This is a genomic window from Anaerotruncus sp. G3(2012), assembly GCF_000403395.2.
Classification (GTDB): Bacteria; Bacillota; Clostridia; order Oscillospirales; family Ruminococcaceae; genus Anaerotruncus.
Genome location: NZ_KE159679.1, coordinates 216,643 through 230,279, shown reverse-complemented (window position 1 = coordinate 230,279; position 13,637 = coordinate 216,643). Strand labels below are relative to the sequence as shown.

The window sequence follows — 13,637 nt, the reverse complement described above, 5'->3', positions numbered from 1 at the left end:
CGGAACGCCTTACCATGAGCAGCCGCCCCAAGGACCCCAAGACCGCCCGCAACAAAAATGTGCTGGTCATCGGCGGTTCCGGCTCCGGCAAGACCCGCTTCTGGCTCAAGCCCAACCTGATGCAGCTCCATAGCTCGTATGTGGTTACTGACCCAAAAGGTACAATCCTGATCGAATGTGGAAAGCTGCTCCAACGGGGCGCGCCCAGGCTGGATAAGGACGGAAAGCCCATGAAGGACAAGAACGGCAAAACCATCTATGAACCGTACCGGATCAAGGTGCTGAATACCATCAACTTCAAAAAATCCATGAAATACAATCCTTTCGCCTATATCCACAGCGAAAAGGACATTTTGAAGCTGGTGACAACCTTAATCGCCAACACCAAGGGCGAGGGGAAAGCCGGTGACGATTTCTGGGTCAAAGCGGAAACGCTGCTGTACTGCGCCCTGATTGGATATATCCACTACGAGGCCCCGGTGGAGGAACAGAACTTCTCCACCCTGATTGAGTTTATTAACGCGATGGAGGTCCGGGAGGACGATGAGGAATACAAAAACCCCGTTGACCTGATGTTTGACGCGCTGGAATCCGAGAAGCCCAACCATTTCGCGGTGCGGCAGTACAAAAAATATAAGCTGGCGGCGGGCAAAACCGCAAAATCTATACTGATTTCCTGCGGCGCGCGGCTGGCGGTATTCGATATTGCCGAGCTGCGGGAGGTCACAGCCTATGATGAGCTGGAACTGGACACCCTGGGGGACCGGAAAACCGCCCTGTTTCTCATTATGAGCGATACCGATGACAGCTTTAACTTCCTGATTTCCATGTGCTACACCCAGCTGTTTAACCTCCTGTGCGAGAAAGCGGACGATGTGTACGGCGGCAGGCTCCCGGTCCATGTGCGCTGCCTGATTGACGAGTGCGCCAACATCGGGCAGATTCCAAAGCTGGAAAAGCTGGTAGCCACCATCCGAAGCCGGGAGATTTCCGCCTGTCTGGTATTGCAGGCGCAGTCCCAGTTAAAGGCCATCTACAAGGACAACGCCGACACCATCATCGGAAATATGGACACTTCCATCTTTCTGGGCGGCAAGGAACCCACCACCTTAAAGGAGTTAGCCGCCGCCCTGGGAAAAGAAACCATTGACACCTACAACACCGGGGAGAGCCGGGGACGGGAAACCTCCCACTCTCTCAACTATCAGAAATTGGGGAAAGAGTTGATGAGCCAAGATGAGCTTGCGGTGATGGACGGGGGAAAATGTATCCTCCAGCTGCGGGGCGTCCGCCCGTTTTTGTCGGATAAGTATGACATCACCAGGCACCCCAATTTCCAGTACACCGCCGACGCGGACGATAAGAACGCCTTTGACATTGAAGCGTTCCTGTCCACCCGGCTCAAACCAAAACCCAACGAGGTCTACGATGTGTTTGAAGTTGACGTAGACGCCGAGGGCGAATAATCCTGTTCCGCGAGAAAGGAGTGATCTTATCTACCCGCCAGGGTTCCTGAAACCTGCCTCGGTTGAGGCCATTGGCGTACAAAGCGGACAGCTCAACAAAAAAATGAAGAAGGAGGATAGCCGGAATCGAGCCGCCCAAAATTCAGGGCGGTTTTGTTGTCCGGCTTTTGTATGCCTATGAACCAACACTAACCACAAAGCGATTCCGGCTAAATTAAAGTATGGAATTTTTCAACAGCGCAATCGACGTTTTGCAGACCCTCGTGATCGCACTGGGAGCCGGCCTCGGTATCTGGGGCGTCATCAACCTGCTGGAAGGTTACGGCAATGACAACCCTGGCGCGAAAAGCCAGGGCATGAAACAGTTCATGGCTAATTAAAGGGAACAAAAAGAAAGGAAAAGCACAATCCAGACGGTATCAGCGGCAAGATACAAGAATAAATTGTGATTACACAAGATTGGTGTTATAATAAGAGAAAAGTTCCTGCCGGGGCAGCCGCCCCGGTGGTATGGGTAGAAAGGCAGGAAAACAATATGCACATCAGCTATAAACCACTCTGGCACACACTGTTAGAGCGTAATATGAGAAAAGAGGATTTAAGGCTTGCCGCTGGTATGACAACAAATATGATTGCCAACATGAGTAAAGAGGGAAAGCACATCAGTATGGATACATTAGCCCGTATCTGCGAAACGCTGAATTGTGAGATTACCGATGTGATTGAGTTAGTACCAGACGAGCCTGCTTCCACAGGAGATAAGGAACATGAGCGAATTGAAACCAAGAATAACGGAAAACGGAATTGATTATATCCTTGTTGGAGATTACTATATCCCGGATTTGAAGCTGCCGGAGGAACACCGCCCTATCGGAAAGTACGGACGGATACACCGGGAATATTTAAGAGAAGCCCACCCAGCCAGATTGAACACATTGATACTGACCGGAGAATTGTGGACATATCTTGCAGACCTGAACGAACAGGCACAGGAACGGTTAGACACTATCATGGAACAGCTGAAAGCTACCGAGGGCGTGACAGAGGAATTAAAGCGTACCTGTCAAATGGAATGGGTACAACGATGTAATAACATCCATAACCGGGCAGAAGAAATTGTTTTGCATGAGATGATTTATTCATAACGGTGTGGTAGAATGATTATGTAAATAAATTTGATTTGGGGTGATAAATATGAAGGTATTAGTTAGTGCCTGTATTATGGGAACAAACTGTAAATATAACGGAAAAAACAATAAAAATTTAGCAGTTATCAATTTCTTAAAGGATAAAGAAGTTATTTCTATTTGCCCAGAAATATTAGCTGGCATGAAAATTCCTAGACCTTGTGCAGAAATTGTGAATGGGATTGTAGTAGATGAAAATGGAAATGATGTTAATTCTGAATATAATAAAGCAGTGTCAATGGCATTATCAAAAATTCAAAATGAAGATATTGATTTGGTTATATTACAATCCAGAAGTCCTACTTGTGGTGTAAATCAAATATACGATGGTAGCTTTACTGGAAAACTAATTTCTGGAATGGGATTTTTTGCGAAGGCATTAAAGCAAAGAGGATATAATGTTATTGATGTTGAAGAAGTTTAAGTTTGTCACTTTGAAATTTTAATTGAATAACCACAGCATAAACCGCTGCTACATGGGAGCCAACAAACCATGCAACAGCGGTTTTTTCTTTACCGTTTTTTCCTCTGGCTGATAGGCGTTCCCATTTTCTTTGATTTTTTGAGAATCCGAATCAGCCAGCGAAATTCTTCGTCTGACAGATTTTTATAGTTGATACCGAGCTGCTTGCAGTAAAGAACAACCAGCTTTTCATCCCGGCTGCCCTTGAAATTTTCGACCGCTTCCAGATTTTCTTTCAGTTCATCGGCAACGGTGGTCTGGGGAGCACTTTCGCTGTCTTTTTTGTGAGCTTCCCGAATATCCCGGATAATGAGGTTGAGGTCATCCAGAACCATGTGACTGAAATATTCATCATCGCTGATATGGGCGGCTTGCAGCACTTTCAAATGCGGGTCATCTTCGCCGGGGCGATACCGTTCAATGATTTCATGCCGGACGGTATCGACAAGAGCGTTGAGATTTTGAATCTGCATGGTGGCAATCCCATCCACATAAATCTCAATGTCCGCAAGAAACTTGATAAAGTCCTTATGGGTGGCAAGTTCGCAGAGCAGGCGGTTGTTAATCCGACCGCTTTTCAGAAGTGCCACCATTTCATCATTCAAATGCAGCTCCGTTAGTGGCGTGTTGATCTGCTCCCGGTTCTCTGTCCGGCACAGTAGATAATCAACGGAAACCCCATAGAAGTCTGCCAGCGTGATAAGGTTGCCATGATTGATTTCCTTATAATCTTCTTTTTCATAATTTCCAAGAGCTGATTTGGAAATGCCCGTCAGCTTTGATAATTCTTCCAGATTTAAGCCTTTGTCCTTGCGGAGTTCCCAAAGGCGTTCCTGTATGCTTGTTGCTCCTTTCATGGGCGCACGCTCCTTTCCGGCGGTTTGATTGCTGCCGCTTATCTGGATTATATCACACTTTCCGCAATCGTGGAAATTTCCGCTTTTTACCCCTAATTCCTACTTTGTGGACATACGGCACAGGGCACAAAAATGTTCTATGATACAGGTAGTTCATCGATGGATTATTCCAATCGAATGACCAGCCTGTGTGGGATATGCTTCCCCGGCGATGTAGCGCCATGACTTTTGGCAGGGATGTGGAGGAACCCTGACCGAAACGAGCGTACCAAAGGGAGCGATACGCCGCTGTGAGATTCAGGGGAGGAACGACACCGGGGAGAACTGGCGGACTGACACCGAAATGATACCGAAACACGACAATCTGATAGGGGGATAGTCTACCCTATCGCTGATACTTCGGGAGATTTTAGGCGGCTCTATGACCGTAATTTTGCCGAAAATCGCCCCGAAACTATACACGAAAACGGGAGGAAGCGCAATATGCCGAGAATGAGCAAAAAGAGGAAGCATGAGCTTTCCTTTTACCTCAATGACCGGGGGCGTGTCACTTACAACGAATTATGCCGGAAATGCCAGCATGGGTGCAGGCAGAGCTTCCGGGCGGTTGTGGTTGACTGCCCCCGTTATTTATCCAAACGAGCCAAGAAAAAGGAGGAACACACCGAATGAATTTTGAATTTATGACGATAGACACACCATTGCCGCCCTGTATGCCATTTCCCAGAGCGTTGACAGGATTTCCAGTCAGCAGCACCGCAAAGGTCATGTACTGCCGGATGCTGGACGCTATGCTATCCAAAGGGCAGGAGGACGAGAACGGAATCCTGTTTGTCTGCTTCCCTGTCACAGCCATTGCCACTGTCCTGTCCCGCAGCCCCATGACGGTCAAGCGTTCTCTGAATGAACTGGAAACCGCCGGACTTATCATGCGGGTGCGTCAGGGCGTGGGAGAACCAAACCGGATTTATGTGCTGATACCGGGAAAGGAGGACGCTGCCCTTGCCTGATACCTCAAAGCTGGAAAAGCTCAACCGGGAGCTGGAAAAAAGCGAAAAGAAACTGCGGAAAGCCATCAATGATGAAAAGGCATTGCAGCACCAGTTAAAGCAGCTTACCCGAAAGGAACGGACACACCGGCTCTGTACTCGTGGCGGCATGCTGGAAAGTTATCTGCAAGAGCCGGAACGCCTGACCGATGATGATGTCATGCTATTGTTGAAACTCATTTTTCACAGGCAGGACACGCAGGAACTATTGAAAAAACTTCTGGAACGAGAGAAGCCGTAAACCCCTTAGTTTACTAAGGGCGCAATTATACACCACCCAGAGGTTGGTGCATTGCGTTCTCCGAAGGCTCCTCGCCGGAGGGCTGTGATTTTCCGCAGTCAAGGTCTGCTCCAAATCAAACAGGGGACGCTACGCTTCCCCTGCGCTGGCTGCCGCCAGCTACCCTTTTGTGGACTTGCCATCTGGGGACACCTTGCAATGCAAGCTGTTCCCAGCCGACAAGTTTCATAAAATATGCTATCTTTTCGATAAGCAATAAAGTATAATGAAGTCAGTAATAAATTTAGAAATTGAGGTAAAGTTATGGCATCCAGCAAAGAATATTTAGAATTTATTTTAGGTCAGTTATCTGGCTTGAATGAAATTACCTATCGAGCTATGATGGGCGAATTTGTCATTTATTATCGTGGTAAGATTGTAGGCGGTATCTATGATGATAGATTACTTGTTAAACCAGTAAAATCAGCAATAAGTTATATGCCAACGGTTTCGTATGAGTTACCTTACGAGGGAGCAAAAGAAATGTTGTTGGTAGATGAAGTTGATAATAAAGAGTTTTTGACAGGATTGTTTAATGCTATGTATGAGGAATTGCCTACCCCTAAATCGAAAAAGAAGAAATAATAAAATAATAATTTGAGAGGAAGTGTTACTGATGGAAAAGTTTAAGCCGTTTATTATACCTGTGGCATTATTGGTTTTAATTGACCAGACGGTTAAAATAGTAATTTCAAAAGTATTTATGAAATGCGAATTTGATATAATAGCCAAAGTTTTAAGATTTAATCCAGAACTAAATACTCGTTTATCTTATGCTGGAAATTTCTTCGAATTATTATCAAGTCCGTTTGTTACCATTTTATTGAATGTGTTTGTTTTGTTCCTCTTTTTTTCAGGATATATGCTATATCAGGCAAAAAGAGCACATATAAGTTTTTGGGTAAAAATAATAATGATTTGTGGCATATCGGGATGTTTATGTAGCTTGATTGATAAGCTGTTTTGGGGTGGAAGTTTAGATTTTTTGCAGATACCTACCCTTTTTATTTTTGATTTGAAAGACTGCTATCTTACAGTTGCAGAAGTTATATTTGTTGCTATTGGAATTTTGAATAGCAAAGAAATATCGGTTAAAGAGTATTTACATTTTTGTTGTAACAAATTTAGCTTGTAAACTTCTGGTTTATTATTTCTTATACATCGGGTCAACTTGCCCCGAACTTTTACAACTAAATACCCGCCGCCCACACAGCGGCACACCGAGCAGGAAATCTGAAAAGGTCTCCTGCTTTTTTTCTGCCCCAAATGAGGTGGTAAAACGCCACCCCATCCACCAATTACCGAAAGGAGGGACACGAAATGCCCTGTCCACACAACGAAATCACGATTGTTCAGCGCAGCCAGCGGCAGTCTGCGGTTGCCGCCGCTGCTTACCAGAGTGGCGAAAAGCTGTTCTGTGAATACGACCAGCAAGTGAAGCACTACCCAGAAAAGCGTGGTATCGTCCACAATGAAATCCTGCTCCCGGCAAATGCCCCACAGGAATATGCAGACCGCAATACCTTATGGAACGCCGCCGAAGCGGTGGAGAAGCAATGGAACTCTCAGCTTGCAAGGCGGTGGGTGCTTACCATCCCCAGAGAAATACCGCCCGACCAGTACGCTGTCCTTGTCCGGGAGTTTTGCCAGAAGCAGTTTGTTTCCAAAGGCATGATTGCTGATTTTGCTATCCATGACCCCCATCCGCCGGGACATAATCCCCACGCCCATGTCCTGCTGACCATGCGGGCAATGGACGAACATGGGAAATGGCTTCCCAAGAGCCGCAAAGTTTATGACCTTGACGAAAACGGGGAACGGATCAAACTTCCGTCTGGCAGGTGGAAAAGCCACAAGGAGGATACGGTGGACTGGAACGACCAGAAGTATTGCGAAATCTGGCGGCATGAATGGGAGGTCATCCAGAACCGCTATCTGGAAGCCAATGACCGCCCGGAGCGTGTGGACTTGCGTTCCTATGCCAGACAGGGGCTTGATATTATCCCTACTGTCCATGAGGGGGCTGCTGTCCGTCAGATGGAAAAGCGTGGTATTCAGACGAATATCGGCAGCCTGAACCGGGAAATCAAAGCCGCCAACAATCTGATGAAGTCGATCCGGCAGCTTATCCAAAACCTCAAAGGCTGGATTACCGAGCTGGGCGAAAAACGGAAAGAGCTGCTTGCACAAAAGGCGGCGGAGGAGGCAACACTTCTTCCCAATCTGCTGATGAAGTATATGGAGATACGAAAGGAAGAACGGAAGGACTGGACAAGGGCTGGACAGAACCGGGGGACTTCACAGGACTTAAAGGCAGTCAGCGAAGCCCTGTCCTATCTCCGGCAAAAGGGGCTTTCCACTGTGGAGGACTTAGAAGCGTTTCTGGAATCTTCCGGGAAATCAGCCGCCGATTACCGCAGTCAGATGAAGCCAAAGGAAGCCCGCAGCAAAGTGATTGATGGGATTCTTGCCAGCCGGACAGACTGCAAGGAATGTAAGCCTGTCTATGAGAAGTACCAGAAGATATTTTTCAAGAAAACAAAGGAGAAATTCAAACAGGAACACCCGGAGGTTGCCCGATATGCGAAAGCCGCCGCCTATCTTGCCAAGCACCCGGACGATAAGGATAAAACGAAAAATGAGCTGCAACAGGAGCAGGAAACGCTTCTTAGCGAAATCGCAGAGCTGAAAGTACCGCTGACCGAGGTACAGGAGGATTTGAAGAAGCTGCGGGACATCCGCTACTGGGTACGGAAAGCCACACCCGGCACAGAGGAAAGCAAAGAGCCGCCCAAGAAGCAGCCTATCAAGGAAGTCTTGCAGGATAAGGCAGACGAGAAAAAAGCACAAAGAACCGCCCCGGCGCAGACGAAACACAGACAACAGGATATGGAACTTTAACAGGCACTTGCCATTTTCAAGCAGAGAATGTCAGGTGCTTTTTTCTTTTTAAGGAGGGATAGATTTGAATTTATTTGAAGCTGTGAAGCAGTCCGTCACAACCAGACAGGCTGCGGAGCATTATGGAATCCATATAGGTCGGAACGGGATGGCTTGCTGCCCGTTCCATCACGATAAAACCCCAAGCATGAAGCTGGATAGGCGTTACCACTGCTTCGGCTGCGGTGCGGATGGGGATGTGATTGATTTTGCCGCCGCCCTGTATGGGCTGGGAAAGAAAGAAGCTGCCGTACAACTGGCACAGGACTTCGGGCTTTCCTATGAGGACTGGAAACCGCCGGGAAAGGCAAAAAAGCCCAAGCCCCGGCAGAAATCCCCGGAGGAACAGTTTCAGGAAGCAAAGAGCCGCTGCTTCCGTACCCTTGCCGATTATCTTCACTTGCTGATGGCATGGAGAATGGACTACGCCCCGCACTCCCCGGAGGAAGCCTTTCATCCCCGGTTTGTGGAAGCCTTACAGAAGCAAGCCCATGTGGAATATCTGCTGGATGTGCTGCTGTTTGGGGAGACGGAGGAAAAAGCGGCTTTGATTACGGACTACGGAAAGGATGTGATACAGCTTGAACAGCGAATGGCAGAGCTTGCAGCCACAGACGCAGCAAGAACTAAAAAACACCATGAACGCCATGCAGCCGCCCCAGAGCATTGAGGAAATCAAGGCGGGGCTGGAAACCACCGAGAAAGGCGGCGTCCGTCAGAGTATACGGAACTGCCTGACCGTATTCCAGCGTGACCCGCTGCTTTCCGGAGCTATCGCATACAACATCCTGACCGACCGCAAAGATATTATAAAGCCCATCGGTTTTCAAAGGGAAAGCACCGCCCTGAACGATACGGACATGAAGTATCTGCTTCTCTATCTGGAAGAAACCTACGGGCTTACCAATGAGAAAAAGATTGATAACGCCATCGGGATTGTGGCGAATGAAAACAAGTATCATCCCATCCGGGATTATTTAAGTTCCCTTGTGTGGGACGGGAAGGAACGAATCCGCTTCTGCCTACGGCACTTTCTGGGAGCTGACGCAGATGATTACACCTATGAAGCGTTGAAGCTGTTCCTGATGGGCGCTATCTCACGAGCCTTTCAGCCGGGGTGCAAGTTTGAAATCATGCTCTGTCTGGTCGGAGGTCAGGGGGCTGGCAAGTCCACCTTCTTCCGTCTGCTGGCAGTCCGGGACGAGTGGTTCTCCGATGATTTGCGGAAGCTGGACGATGACAATGTGTACCGTAAGCTGCAAGGTCACTGGATTATCGAAATGTCGGAAATGATGGCAACCGCCAACGCCAAGAGCATTGAGGAAATCAAGTCGTTTTTAAGCCGGCAGAAAGAGGTTTACAAGATACCCTATGAAACCCACCCGGCAGACCGCCCCCGTCAGTGCGTGTTTGGCGGCACTTCCAATGCCCTTGACTTCCTGCCCCTTGACCGTTCCGGCAACCGCCGCTTTATCCCGGTCATGGTGTACCCGGAGCAAGCCGAGGTTCACATTTTGGAGGACGAAACTGCTTCCAGAGCCTATATCGGGCAGATGTGGGCGGAAGCGATGGAGATTTACCGAAGCGGCAGGTTCAAGCTGGCTTTCAGCCCCGCCATGCAGCGGTATCTCAAAGAACACCAGCGGGATTTTATGCCGGAGGACACCAAAGCCGGAATGATACAGGCGTATCTTGATAAGTACACCGGGAGCATGGTCTGCTCCAAGCAGCTTTACAAGGAAGCCTTGAACCATGCCTTTGACGAGCCGAAGCAATGGGAAATCCGGGAAATCAACGAGATTATGAACCAGTGCATTTCCGGCTGGCGGTACTTCCCGAACCCAAGAATGTTTTCAGAATATGGCAGACAAAAGGGCTGGGAGCGTGAAAACCCGGCAACGGACTCCGGCAACCCGTCTGAAAAAACGATGGACGGTTTTGTGGAGGTCACAGAACAGATGGAGCTTCCATTCTGAGAATGACAGCCCGTTGCACCTCCTGTTGCTATCCCGTTGCCGAGCCGGTTGCCGGGGAAAATCCCTTATTTCCGGGCTTTTCTCCCTTATAACAACCAAAACAACAGAAAAATAAAAGAAAAGTATAAATAGTAAGTAGTGCCAGATTGAGATTGTTTGCAAGGTCTTTTGAAGCCCGTTGCCGGACTTCGTTGCCGACACCCTCTGTCTGGCTATTTTCATGTATGGAGGATAACTGCCTATGGCAAAAAACAAAACAGAGATTCATGTGACTACTGTGTTTGACGGAGAACTGGACGCCACTGATGTGTTCGTCAGCCTGATTTCCCAGAAATACGGAAAGATAAATACGAAAGAATATCTTGCTAAAAAGAAAGATATGGGCTATAATGAAGATGAGGTTCAAAAGAGCCAGATACCGTCTGGATTGTGTGGGTAAATGGCTATGATGAACGAAATGGAATACAGAACAATCGGAAAGGCACTTGCCGGGGGCTATCGTGCGGCGGTCTATTGCAGGCTGTCAAAGGACGATGACCTGCAAGGCGAAAGTGCCAGTATCGCAAACCAGCGTGATATGCTGGAAAAATACTGCGAAAAGCAGGGATGGGAGGTTGTGGCAGTCTATCAGGACGATGGCTTCACAGGTCTTAACATGGAGCGTCCTGATTTACAGAGGATGTTGAGAGCCATTGAGCGCAGGCAAATCAACCTTGTTATCACGAAAGACCTCAGCCGACTGGGGCGGAACTATCTGCAAACCGGGCATTTGATTGAGGACTTTTTCCCAAGAAACGGTGTCCGCTATATCGCCATGAATGATGGTATCGACACCCTGCGGGATAACAACGACATCGCCCCGTTCAAAAATATCCTGAACGAGATGTACAGCAAGGATATTTCCAAGAAAGTCCATTCCTCTTATCTTCTGAAAGCGCAGAAAGGACAGTTTACCGGGTGTCTTGCCCCGTTTGGGTATCGGAAAGACCCGGAGGACAAAAACCATCTGCTCATTGACGAGGAAACCGCCCCGATTGTGCGGCTGATTTTCGGATATGCCCTGAACGGTCATGGTCCGAACTATATCCGCAGACGGCTGGAGGAAGAAAAAATCCCCTGCCCCACATGGTGGAATCGGGAACGGGGGCTTCGCAATACCCGCACCAAATGGGAAAAGAAAGACCCGGAAAACGGGCGGTATATGTGGGACTTCTCCGTTATCAAAGACCTTTTGATGAATCCCGTCTACACCGGGGCGATTGCTTCCCAGAAAAAAGACTACCGCTTCAAAATCGGCACGATTGGGGAAAAGAAGCCGGAGGACTGGATTGTGGTGGAGGGACAGCATGAACCGCTGATTGACCGCATGAGTTTTGACATTGTGCAGAACAAGCTGAAATCCCGCCAGCGTCCGGGGCAGACCAATGAAATCAGCCTGTTTGCCGGACTGCTAAAATGCGGCGAGTGTGGGAAGTCGCTGACGATACGCTACACAAACGCAAAACATCCCCAGCGGATATACTCCTGCAAGACCTACAATGCCTTTGGAAAGAACCACTGCACCCAGCACCGGATTGATTATGACACCCTTTACAGCCATGTGCTGCGGAAAATACGGGAATGTGCCAGAGCTGCCCTGATGGACGGGGAAGCGGTTGCCGACCGCCTGACCAATACCTGTGAAGCCGAGCAGCGGGAACAGCGGGAAGCAATGGAACGCTCCCTTACAAGGGACGAGGAACGGATTGAGGTTCTGGACAAAATGGTAATGCGGCTTTATGAGGATATGATTGCAGGGCGTATCAGTGAGCAGAACTTCAACACCATGCTGGAAAGGACACAGACCGAGCAGACGGAGCTTAAAACAAAAGTGTCCGAGGGCAGGAAGCGGCTGTCCGATGAAGTCCAGCTTGCCAATGACGCAAAACAATGGGTGGAAGCCATTCAGGAATACGCCAACATCACAGAGCTGGACGCAGCCACCCTCAACCGCTTAATCAAAGAAATCGTCGTGCATGAGCGCATTGACGAAAATAAAACAAGACACATTTCTATCGAAATTCATTTTAATCTCAAACCCATCCCGGAGGTGGAACAGGTCACTGCCTGACCTGTCCCGCCGGGACGGTTCTCTTAACAACACCATATAGATTTTTTGTACGCCGCCGCCCGCCATAGAGCAGAGTTTTTACACCTAATTGGGGATAAAACAGCTCATGGCGGGCGGAGGCGTTGCCCTGATCGGCATGGTGCTTGTACCCCTGCTCTCCGGTCTGTTCGGCTAATCCCCGCACCAGAAACACCCATACCTTTGCCCCTCCCGCAGACGCGGGAGGGGCGGAAAGGAGGTAGCACCGTATGGATTTTCTGCTGGATGCAATCACCACCTGGCTGAAAGAAATGCTGGTGGGCGGCATTATGAGCAACCTTTCCAGTATGTTCGATTCGGTCAACAACCAGGTGGCGGACATATCGGGGCAGATCGGGCAGACGCCCCAGGGCTGGAACGCGGGTATTTTCAGCATGGTACAAAGCCTTTCGGAAACGGTCATTCTCCCCATAGCAGGCGTGATTCTGGCCTTTGTAATGACGCTGGAGCTGATTCAGATCATCACCGACAAGAACAACTTCCACGATATTGAAACCGCTGTGTTTTTCAAGTGGATATTCAAGACCGCCTGTGCCATCCTCATTGTCACCAACACCTGGAATATCGTGATGGGCGTGTTTGATCTGGCCCAGGGCATCGTGGCCCAGGCTTCCGGCGTCATCGGCGCGGACGCTTCCATCGACATTTCCTCCGCGATGGCGGATTTGGAGCCAAGGCTCATGGAGATGGATTTGGGGCCGCTGTTCGGGCTGTGGTTCCAGTCCCTGTTTATCGGCCTTACCATGTGGGCGCTGACCATCTGTATTTTTATCGTCATTTATGGCCGTATGCTGGAAATATATCTCGTCACCTCGGTCGCGCCGGTCCCGATGGCCGCTATGATGGGCAGGGAATGGGGCGGCATGGGGCAGAATTACCTGCGCTCCCTGATGGCGTTAGGCTTTCAGGCGTTCCTCATTATGGTCTGCGTGGCAATCTACGCGGTCCTGGTGCAGAACATCGCCACCGACGAGGATACGATTGCCGCCATCTGGTCCTGTGTGGGATATACAGTCCTGCTCTGCCTGACCCTCTTTAAGAGCGGCAGCATGGCCAAGGCGATCTTCCAGGCCCACTGACGAAAGGAGTGTGCAAAAATGGCTTATGTACCCGTACCCAAAGACTTAACGAAGGTCAAGACAAAGGTGGCCTTCAACCTCACCAAACGGCAGTTAGTCTGCTTTGGCGGCGGGGCGCTGATTGGCGTGCCGCTTTTCTTTCTGCTTCGGGGGCCAGCCGGGAACAGCGCCGCCGCCCTGTGCATGATGCT

Annotated in this window: 19 protein-coding genes and 1 pseudogene; 18 read left to right on the top strand and 2 right to left on the bottom strand. The window is 49.1% G+C overall.

Annotated elements, in window-relative coordinates:
• The 5 genes from C814_RS21190 to C814_RS23310 all read left to right on the top strand — a co-directional run.
• Nucleotides 1-1,466 (top strand): VirD4-like conjugal transfer protein, CD1115 family (locus C814_RS21190; protein WP_016317504.1); only part of this gene is annotated, 1,466 nt, incomplete at its 5' end.
• Nucleotides 1,467-1,687: 221 nt separating this feature from the next.
• Nucleotides 1,688-1,846 (top strand): Maff2 family mobile element protein, encoded by a 159-nt coding sequence (locus tag C814_RS23320; RefSeq protein ID WP_022788613.1) that lies wholly within the window; start codon nucleotides 1,688-1,690, stop codon nucleotides 1,844-1,846.
• 65 nt (nucleotides 1,847-1,911) lie between these two features.
• Nucleotides 1,912-2,274, top strand: a complete 363-nt coding sequence (locus tag C814_RS23315; protein ID WP_347565253.1) for a helix-turn-helix domain-containing protein — start codon at nucleotides 1,912-1,914, stop codon at nucleotides 2,272-2,274.
• Complete coding sequence (locus C814_RS21185) at nucleotides 2,234-2,611, top strand: TnpV protein (protein WP_016317502.1); 378 nt, start codon at nucleotides 2,234-2,236, stop codon at nucleotides 2,609-2,611. The genes C814_RS23315 and C814_RS21185 overlap by 41 nt, the downstream gene beginning before the upstream one ends.
• 49 nt (nucleotides 2,612-2,660) lie before the next feature.
• Nucleotides 2,661-3,077 carry a 2-thiouracil desulfurase family protein gene (locus C814_RS23310; RefSeq protein ID WP_081645079.1) on the top strand — a complete coding sequence of 139 codons (417 nt, stop codon included), beginning with the start codon at nucleotides 2,661-2,663 and terminating at the stop codon, nucleotides 3,075-3,077.
• An 89-nt stretch (nucleotides 3,078-3,166) separates the two neighbouring features.
• Here C814_RS23310 and C814_RS21180 read toward each other — a convergent pair whose 3' ends face one another.
• Complete coding sequence (locus tag C814_RS21180) at nucleotides 3,167-3,973, bottom strand: helix-turn-helix domain-containing protein (protein ID WP_016317501.1); 807 nt, start codon at nucleotides 3,971-3,973, stop codon at nucleotides 3,167-3,169.
• 483 nt (nucleotides 3,974-4,456) lie between these two features.
• Between C814_RS21180 and C814_RS21175 the strand changes: the two genes are divergently transcribed.
• From C814_RS21175 to C814_RS21140, 8 genes are all read left to right on the top strand, one after another.
• On the top strand, nucleotides 4,457-4,645 hold the full coding sequence (locus C814_RS21175) for a hypothetical protein (protein ID WP_002592123.1): 189 nt from the start codon (nucleotides 4,457-4,459) through the stop codon (nucleotides 4,643-4,645).
• A complete protein-coding gene (locus tag C814_RS21170) occupies nucleotides 4,642-4,983 on the top strand; it encodes a DeoR family transcriptional regulator (RefSeq protein WP_016317500.1) in 342 nt (113 codons plus the stop codon). The genes C814_RS21175 and C814_RS21170 overlap by 4 nt, the downstream gene beginning before the upstream one ends.
• Nucleotides 4,976-5,263: a DUF3847 domain-containing protein gene (locus C814_RS21165; protein WP_016317499.1), complete on the top strand. Its 288-nt coding sequence runs from the start codon at nucleotides 4,976-4,978 to the stop codon at nucleotides 5,261-5,263. Before C814_RS21170 ends, C814_RS21165 begins: the two co-directional genes overlap by 8 nt.
• A 303-nt stretch (nucleotides 5,264-5,566) precedes the next feature.
• A complete protein-coding gene (locus C814_RS21160) occupies nucleotides 5,567-5,887 on the top strand; it encodes a TfoX/Sxy family protein (RefSeq protein WP_016289930.1) in 321 nt (106 codons plus the stop codon).
• A gap of 31 nt (nucleotides 5,888-5,918) precedes the next feature.
• Entirely contained in the window at nucleotides 5,919-6,437 is a 519-nt protein-coding gene (locus C814_RS21155; protein ID WP_016218015.1) for a signal peptidase II, read from the top strand.
• A gap of 185 nt (nucleotides 6,438-6,622) precedes the next feature.
• A complete protein-coding gene (gene mobQ / locus C814_RS21150) occupies nucleotides 6,623-8,203 on the top strand; it encodes a MobQ family relaxase (protein WP_016317498.1) in 1,581 nt (526 codons plus the stop codon).
• A 64-nt stretch (nucleotides 8,204-8,267) separates the two neighbouring features.
• A complete protein-coding gene (locus C814_RS21145; RefSeq protein WP_016317497.1) occupies nucleotides 8,268-8,912 on the top strand; it encodes a CHC2 zinc finger domain-containing protein in 645 nt (214 codons plus the stop codon).
• The gene (locus tag C814_RS21140) at nucleotides 8,881-10,218 is read left to right on the top strand and encodes a virulence-associated E family protein (RefSeq protein WP_022788611.1); all 1,338 of its coding nucleotides are present in this window, start codon (nucleotides 8,881-8,883) and stop codon (nucleotides 10,216-10,218) included. Before C814_RS21145 ends, C814_RS21140 begins: the two co-directional genes overlap by 32 nt.
• A gap of 28 nt (nucleotides 10,219-10,246) precedes the next feature.
• On the opposite strand, the gene C814_RS25020 is transcribed toward C814_RS21140, so the two are convergent.
• Nucleotides 10,247-10,486: a tweety protein gene (locus tag C814_RS25020; RefSeq protein WP_081645077.1), complete on the bottom strand. Its 240-nt coding sequence runs from the start codon at nucleotides 10,484-10,486 to the stop codon at nucleotides 10,247-10,249.
• Between C814_RS25020 and C814_RS21135 the strand changes: the two genes are divergently transcribed.
• The 5 genes and pseudogenes from C814_RS21135 to C814_RS23285 all read left to right on the top strand — a co-directional run.
• Nucleotides 10,460-10,657 (top strand): hypothetical protein, encoded by a 198-nt coding sequence (locus tag C814_RS21135; protein ID WP_009251541.1) that lies wholly within the window; start codon nucleotides 10,460-10,462, stop codon nucleotides 10,655-10,657. The genes C814_RS25020 and C814_RS21135 overlap by 27 nt on opposite strands.
• Nucleotides 10,658-12,328, top strand: coding sequence for a recombinase family protein (locus C814_RS21130; RefSeq protein WP_009251540.1), 1,671 nt, complete (start codon nucleotides 10,658-10,660; stop codon nucleotides 12,326-12,328). It abuts the gene before it with no gap.
• Nucleotides 12,329-12,419: 91 nt separating this feature from the next.
• A pseudogene (locus C814_RS23290) lies at nucleotides 12,420-12,503 on the top strand (Maff2 family mobile element protein); the annotation flags it as partial.
• A 73-nt stretch (nucleotides 12,504-12,576) separates the two neighbouring features.
• Nucleotides 12,577-13,446, top strand: a complete 870-nt coding sequence (locus C814_RS21125; RefSeq protein ID WP_004077012.1) for a VirB6/TrbL-like conjugal transfer protein, CD1112 family — start codon at nucleotides 12,577-12,579, stop codon at nucleotides 13,444-13,446.
• A gap of 18 nt (nucleotides 13,447-13,464) precedes the next feature.
• On the top strand, nucleotides 13,465-13,637 hold a 173-nt coding region (locus tag C814_RS23285; RefSeq protein WP_016317495.1), incomplete at its 3' end, for a PrgI family protein.

Bases quoted from the DNA above. Each gene is read 5' to 3' on its own strand.
- C814_RS21160 (WP_016289930.1), top strand. From the start codon at position 5,567: ATGGCATCCAGCAAAGAATATTTAGAATTTATTTTAGGTCAGTTATCT.
- C814_RS21170 (WP_016317500.1), top strand. From the start codon at position 4,642: ATGAATTTTGAATTTATGACGATAGACACACCATTGCCGCCCTGTATG.
- mobQ (WP_016317498.1), top strand. From the start codon at position 6,623: ATGCCCTGTCCACACAACGAAATCACGATTGTTCAGCGCAGCCAGCGG.
- C814_RS21140 (WP_022788611.1), top strand. From the start codon at position 8,881: ATGAACGCCATGCAGCCGCCCCAGAGCATTGAGGAAATCAAGGCGGGG.
- C814_RS21125 (WP_004077012.1), top strand. From the start codon at position 12,577: ATGGATTTTCTGCTGGATGCAATCACCACCTGGCTGAAAGAAATGCTG.
- C814_RS21180 (WP_016317501.1), bottom strand. From the start codon at position 3,973: ATGAAAGGAGCAACAAGCATACAGGAACGCCTTTGGGAACTCCGCAAG.
- C814_RS21155 (WP_016218015.1), top strand. From the start codon at position 5,919: ATGGAAAAGTTTAAGCCGTTTATTATACCTGTGGCATTATTGGTTTTA.
- C814_RS23310 (WP_081645079.1), top strand. From the start codon at position 2,661: ATGAAGGTATTAGTTAGTGCCTGTATTATGGGAACAAACTGTAAATAT.
- C814_RS21185 (WP_016317502.1), top strand. From the start codon at position 2,234: ATGAGCGAATTGAAACCAAGAATAACGGAAAACGGAATTGATTATATC.
- C814_RS25020 (WP_081645077.1), bottom strand. From the start codon at position 10,486: ATGAATCTCTGTTTTGTTTTTTGCCATAGGCAGTTATCCTCCATACAT.
- C814_RS21175 (WP_002592123.1), top strand. From the start codon at position 4,457: ATGCCGAGAATGAGCAAAAAGAGGAAGCATGAGCTTTCCTTTTACCTC.
- C814_RS23320 (WP_022788613.1), top strand. From the start codon at position 1,688: ATGGAATTTTTCAACAGCGCAATCGACGTTTTGCAGACCCTCGTGATC.
- C814_RS21130 (WP_009251540.1), top strand. From the start codon at position 10,658: ATGGCTATGATGAACGAAATGGAATACAGAACAATCGGAAAGGCACTT.
- C814_RS21135 (WP_009251541.1), top strand. From the start codon at position 10,460: ATGGCAAAAAACAAAACAGAGATTCATGTGACTACTGTGTTTGACGGA.